The sequence below is a fragment of the Ideonella azotifigens genome (assembly GCF_006519715.1).
Classification (GTDB): domain Bacteria; phylum Pseudomonadota; class Gammaproteobacteria; order Burkholderiales; family Burkholderiaceae_C; genus Ideonella; species Ideonella azotifigens.
In genome coordinates, this window is sequence record NZ_VIDT01000326.1 from 1 (window position 1) to 6,069 (window position 6,069).

At 68.0% G+C, this 6,069-nt stretch carries 5 protein-coding genes; 4 read left to right on the forward strand and 1 reads right to left on the reverse strand.

What is annotated here, in order from left to right; genetic code table 11:
- Positions 1 to 527: Tar ligand binding domain-containing protein (locus tag FKP22_RS18295; protein WP_170200947.1), on the reverse strand; the 527-nt coding region annotated here is incomplete at its 3' end.
- A gap of 334 nt (positions 528 to 861) precedes the next feature.
- Between FKP22_RS18295 and FKP22_RS18300 the strand changes: the two genes are divergently transcribed.
- The 4 genes from FKP22_RS18300 to FKP22_RS18315 all read left to right on the forward strand — a co-directional run bounded on the left by FKP22_RS18300 (position 862) and on the right by FKP22_RS18315 (position 5,912).
- Entirely contained in the window at positions 862 to 1,872 is a 1,011-nt protein-coding gene (locus FKP22_RS18300; protein WP_141289060.1) for a sulfotransferase family protein, read from the forward strand.
- Between the two features lie 319 nt (positions 1,873 to 2,191).
- Positions 2,192 to 3,202, forward strand: a complete 1,011-nt coding sequence (locus FKP22_RS18305; RefSeq protein WP_141289062.1) for a sulfotransferase family protein — start codon at positions 2,192 to 2,194, stop codon at positions 3,200 to 3,202.
- Positions 3,203 to 3,215: 13 nt separating this feature from the next.
- Positions 3,216 to 4,442: a chromate efflux transporter gene (gene chrA / locus FKP22_RS18310; protein ID WP_141289064.1), complete on the forward strand. Its 1,227-nt coding sequence runs from the start codon at positions 3,216 to 3,218 to the stop codon at positions 4,440 to 4,442.
- 135 nt (positions 4,443 to 4,577) lie between these two features.
- A complete protein-coding gene (locus FKP22_RS18315; protein WP_141289066.1) occupies positions 4,578 to 5,912 on the forward strand; it encodes a PQQ-dependent sugar dehydrogenase in 1,335 nt (444 codons plus the stop codon).
- The last annotated feature ends 157 nt before the right edge of the window (positions 5,913 to 6,069 follow it).

Genomic DNA, 6,069 nt, shown 5'->3' on the forward strand with positions numbered 1-6,069 from the left:
CCGCTGCGGTCTTTCACCTCCTCGCGCTGCAGGTCGATCAATTCGGCAAAGGCCTTGGTGACCGCCGTGCCGGCCGGGTTTGCGCGGGTCTTGCGCAGCTCGGTGGCCTCGTCGATCTTGTCAGCTTCCAGCAGCTTGAACAGGTCCACGCGGGCCTCGGCATAACGCGGGAAGGCCTCGCGCAGCTCGCTGACCTTGGCCTGCACCGCGGGGCTGTGCGGCTTGCTGGCAAACGCGTCCATCGCCTGCTCGAAATCAGTGCGCAGCTTGGGACTGGCCGCAGCCACCTTGGCGCGGGTCTCGGCGTCGATCGGTGACATGTAGTACGCCACGCCATGACGCATGGCCCAGATGGCGGCCTGCGCGTCGGCAATGGCCGTGGTGCCCAGCGTGGCCTCTTGCTCGACCGCCAGCGCGGTCGACGCGGTGGACGCCAGCCGCCAGGACAGCCCGGCGCACAGCAGGAGGAGCGCGGCCAGCAGGCCGAAGGCGGCATAGAGCCGGGTAGCAAGAGTGGTGCGATTCATGGCGGGCCGTGGTGAAGAACGTTTGCGCCCCCTGATGCGGCGCCTTGTCCGGGTCTTCGGTCCCGCGCGGCGGATGTGAAGCCCCCATTTGGCGAATGTGTCGGGATTCCGACCCTTCATGACCGCCACGCCGCAGAGCTGGGGCGGTCCTTCACGCCACACCGCAGCGTTTGCGTTTTTTCACGCGCATCAGCTGCCCCTGCGCTCAACGGGCCGTTGGCGCGGCCGATAGCGGGGGAGTCCTCACGCCGCCGGCTGTCATCGCCCCGGCACCGTCTCACCCCCACTGCATACCGAACACACGGTGCGGACCGTCCCCCAAAGGAGTTTCTCGATGAAGATTTTCATGATTGGCACCCAGCGTTCGGGTTCCAACCTGCTGCGCCTGATGGTCAACCAGGCGCCCTCGATCGCCGCCCCGCACCCGCCGCATTTCATGGAGCGTTTCACGCCGCTGCTGCCGGCCTACGGCGACCTGCGCGACGAGGCCAATTTCGCGCGCCTGGTGGACGATGCAGTGACCATGGTCGAGCGCAACCCGGTGCCCTGGGGCGTGAGCTTCGACCGCACCGAGATCCGCGCGCGCTGCCGCGACAACAGCCTGGTCGCCATCTTCGGCGCGGTGATGGACCGCATGGCCGAGGCCAATGGCAAGCCGCACTGGATGTGCAAGTCGCTGGCCAATGTGCACTTCCTGCCCGAGATCGAGCGCTACTTCGGCGCCGAAGCCCGTTACCTCTACCTGTACCGCGACGGGCGCGATGTGTGCCTGTCGTTCCTGAAGGCTGTGGTCGGCGAGAAGACCGCCTTCCACGTCGCCAGGCAGTGGGACCTGGAGCAGCAGCTGGCACTGGAATGTGGCCGCCGCGTGCCGGCCTCGCAGTATTTGGCGCTTTCATATGAAGAGCTGACCAGCAACTCGGAATCGACGTTGAAGCTGCTGTGCCGCTGGCTGGGCATCGAGTTCCACCCCGGCATGCTGGACTTCCACCAGTCCGAAGAAGCCAGCAAGACGGCCGCCTCCGGCCAGATGTGGGCCAACGTGCGCAAGCCGGTGATGGCCAGCAATACCAAGAAGTGGCTCAAGAGCATGTCGCGCGACGAGATCATCGACTTCGAGTCGGTCGCCGGCCGCTCGCTGACCGAGCTGGGCTACGACCTCGAAGTGGCCGGCAAGCAAGAACCGGTGCGCAGCTACGACGCCTCGGCGCTGGACGCGCTGGACGCCGAAAACCGCCGCCGCAAGGCCGCCGTCAAGGAAGAGCTGTCGCCGGAAGACGCGGCCGCCCGCAAGCCCCAGGAAGACCTGCTGGCCGCCATCCGCGCCCGCAAGGTCGCGGCCTGACGGCCGGGCTGGGCAGCCTCAAGCGGAAGGTCACACGGAAGGTCGCGCAGAAAGTCACCCAGAAGGGCGGCCGACTCGAGCACGCGGCACGCCCTCCTGTCAAGAGTCGCAATCCGCGGAAAAGCGGGGGCTTTCCGCGGGCAGTTCATCGAATTGATTCAGGGTGCAGTTTCGGACACTTCTTATGCGCAAACAGTGCTTGGATGCCTCTTAAGGAAGGTTTCTTCCGCATAGGGCAGAAATCAGCACCTGCTTGCCATCCACCCCCCCAGCCCCACAAGAAGAGGCCTTCGATGGCCCCACTCAAGGAGTGTTTCCAGTGAAAGTCTTCATGATCGGAACCCAGCGTTCGGGTTCCAACCTTCTGCGCCTGATGGTCAACCAGGCCGAGTCCATTGCGGCGCCGCACCCGCCTCACCTGCTTGAGCGCTTCACCCCGCTGCTGCCGGCCTACGGCGATCTGCGGGACGAGGCGAACTTCGAGCAGCTGATCGACGACGCCGTGACGATGATCGAGCGTAACCCAGTGCCCTGGGGCGTGGCGTTCGACCGCGCCGAGATCCGCGCTCGCTGCAGGGAGAACAGCCTGGTGGCCATCTTCGGCGCGGTGATGGACTCCATGGCCGAGGCCAACGGCAAGCCGCACTGGATGTGCAAGTCGCTGGCCAACGTGCACTTCCTGCCCGAGATCGAGCGCTACTTCGGCAGCGAAGCCCGCTACCTGTACCTGTACCGCGACGGACGCGATGTCTGCCTGTCCTTCCTGAAGGCGGTGGTCGGCGAGAAGACCGCCTTCCACGTGGCCCAGCAGTGGCAGCGCGAGCAGATGCTGGCGCTGGAATGCGGCCGCCGCGTGCCGGCCACCCAGTACCTGGCGCTGTCCTACGAGGAACTGACCCGCAACTCGGAGTCCACGCTGCAGCTGCTGTGTCGCTGGCTGGGCATCGACTTCCATCCGGCGATGCTGGACTTCCACCAGTCCGAAGAAGCCAGCAAGACCGCAGCCTCGGGCCAGATGTGGGCCAACGTGAAGCAACCGGTGATGGCCGGCAACAGCAAGAAGTGGCTCAAAGGCCTGACCCGCGACGAGATCATCGACTTCGAGTCGGTGGCCGGCGACGCACTGGTGGCGCTGGACTACGAGCTGGAACTGGTCGGCACGCAGGAACTGCCGCGCAGCTACGATGAGGCCATGATGATGGCCCTGGGTGCAGAAAACCGCCGCCGCAAGTCCGCGGTGCGGGAGGAACTCTCCCCCGAAGACGCCGCTGCCCGCAAGCCGCAGGAAGACCTGCTGGCCGCCATCCGCGCCCGTGGCGTGGCGGCCTGAACGAGGCGCCGCCATGAACACCACCACGTTGACCCCGCCCTCGCCTCCCGATGAAGCATTGCCGGGCCCCCGCAAGGCCCTGCTGTTCGCCGACTGCGTGGTGCTGGGGCTGACCGCCTGGGGCGGCTTCATGGCGCTGCTGGCGCAGGCGCAGACACGCTTCGTCAAGCAGCGCCAATGGCTGTCCGAGCAGGACTTCGGTGACCTGATCGCCCTGGTCGTGATGCTACCGGGCCCCCAGGCCGTCAACGCGCTGGCGGTGATGGGCTACCGACTGGCCGGCTGGGGCGGCTTTGCCGCGGCGCTGGCCGGCATCGTGCTGCCGGGCTTCGTGATCACGTTGATGCTGTGGGGCGGCTACGCGCTGCTGGCGCAGCATCCCGACCTGCAGCGCGCGCTGATGGCGGGCGTGCTGCCACCGCTGGCCATGATCCTGGGGCAGGCCGCCTTCAACCAGGCCAAGAAGGCCACGCCAGGCCTGAAGGAGCGGGGGCTGGCGGTTGTCTGCGGCGTGTTGCTGCTGGCGGTGCCGTACTGGGGCGCGGCCATCTACGTGCTGGCCATGGCGGCGCTGGTGGCGCTGTTCACCTGGCCTGCGCCCAAGGTGGTGGCACCCGAGGCCGCGCAGCGCCGCCTGCATCCTCTGGCACTGGCCTTGTGCATCGCCCCTGCGGGCCTGGCGCTGTTCCAGGTGGTGCCGGCGCTGCTGCCCGAGGTGCTGCTGGCCAAGGTCGGCCTGGTCTTTGGCGGGCTGAGTACCACGCTCTTCGGCGGCGGGCTGGTCATGGTGCCGATGCTCGAAGGCCTGATCGTGGACCACCTGGGCTGGCTGGACCATGCCAGCTTCAGCGCCGGCCTCGCGGCCAGCCAGGTCACGCCGGGCCCCATCCTCAGCATCGCCACCTTCACCGGCATGCAGGTGGCCGGCCTGGGTGGCGCGCTGATCGCCACGCTGGGCATCTACCTGCCCACCGCGGTGATTTCCGTGGGCGTGAACAGCATGACCGAGCAGCTCAAAGGCTCGCGCCGCTTCCAGCACGCCATGCTGGGTGTGCGCAGCGCGGTGGTCGGCCTGATCGCCGGCGGCGCAATCTCGCTGCTGCTGAAGCTGCCGGGGCACGGCCTGTCGTGGCAGGGCGGGCTGATGGTGGCGGTGGCCTGGCTGCTGGTCTGGCGGCTGAAGCAGCCGCCCTACCTGACGCTGCCGGTGGGCGTGCTGCTGGCGTGGCTGTTGTTGTGACCTGAGGTTGTGAGCTGAGAAGCTCTGCAGGCCCAGTCCCACACGGGATGGGTCGGCTGGCTGACAGCCACGGCGCGGGCCGGGGGCAAGCATTGGGGATCGCGGCTTTGCCGCACCCGATGCGACGCACCACCCATGCTCCGTTCCACACTCCTCAAACTCTCGGCCCTCGCGGCTTCGCTGGCAGGCGTTGCCGCCTGCGCCGGCATCGTCGAAGCGGGCCGCAGCCCGGTGCCTTCGCCGGCGGACACGGTTGGCCCGAATCCGGTCATCAAGCCGGTCGACAAAAGCCTGCTGCCGACCATGCAGATCGCGCCGGCCAAGGGCTGGGCCGCAGGCGAAAAGCCCACGGCCGCCGCCGGCCTGGCGGTGAACGCCTACGCCACCGGGCTGGACCATCCGCGCTGGCTGTACGTGCTGCCCAACGGCGACGTGCTGGTGGCCGAGACCGACGCGCCACCCAAGCCGGACGACGGCAAGGGCATCCGGGGCGCGGTGCAGAAAAAGGTGCAGGCCAAGGCCGGCGCCGGCGTGCAGTCGCCCAACCGCATCACGCTGCTGCGCGACGCCGATGGCGACGGCGTGGCCGAGACCAGGACGGTGTTCCTGCAGGGCCTGAATTCGCCGTTTGGCATGGCGCTGGTGGGCAACGAGCTCTACATCGCCGACACCGATGCCATCGTGCGTTTCCCGTACACGCCAGGGGCCACCGGCATCAGCGAAAAAGGCCAGAAGCTGACCGACCTGCCCGCCGGCACGATCAACCACCACTGGACCAAGAACATCATCGCCTCGGCAGATGGCACCAAGCTCTACGCGACCGTGGGCTCGAACAGCAACGTGGCAGAGAACGGCCTGGCCGCCGAAGAGGGCCGCGCGGCGATCTGGGAAGTGGACCGCGCCAGCGGCAGCAAGCGCCTGTTCGCCACCGGCCTGCGCAACCCCAACGGCATGGCCTGGCAGGGCAAGGTGCTGTGGACCGTGGCCAATGAGCGCGACGAGCTCGGCAACGACCTGGTGCCCGACTACCTGACCTCCGTCAAGCAGGGCGCTTTCTACGGCTGGCCCTTCAGCTACTACGGCCAGCACGTGGACGAGCGCGCCAAGCCGCAGAACCCGGCGCTGGTCGCCAAGGCCATCCCACCGGACTACGCGCTGGGCGCGCACGTCGCCGCGCTGGGCCTGGCCGCGGCCGACAAGACTGCGCTGCCGGCGCCGTTTGCCGGCGGCATGTTCATTGGCGAACACGGCTCGTGGAACCGCAAGCCGCCGGTGGGCTACAAGGTGGTGTTCGTGCCGTTCACGGATGGCAAGCCTTCGGGCCAGCCCATCGATGTGCTGACCCGCTTCGTCGACGACCAGGGCGACGCGCACGGCCGGCCGGTGGGCGTGGCCATCGACAGCAAGGGTGCGCTGCTGGTGGCCGACGACGTGGGCAACGTGATCTGGCGGACCAGCGCAGCGCGCTGAAGGTTCAACCGGGAAAGCTGAGCGGGTCGCCGCCCAGCACCTCGGCCACCACTTCCCGCACGCAGCCGCGCAGCCACCGCTGTGCCGGGTCGGCCTCCAGGCGCGGATGCCAGAGCAGCGAGACCGTCAGCGGCGGCACGGTGAACGGCAGCGCGAA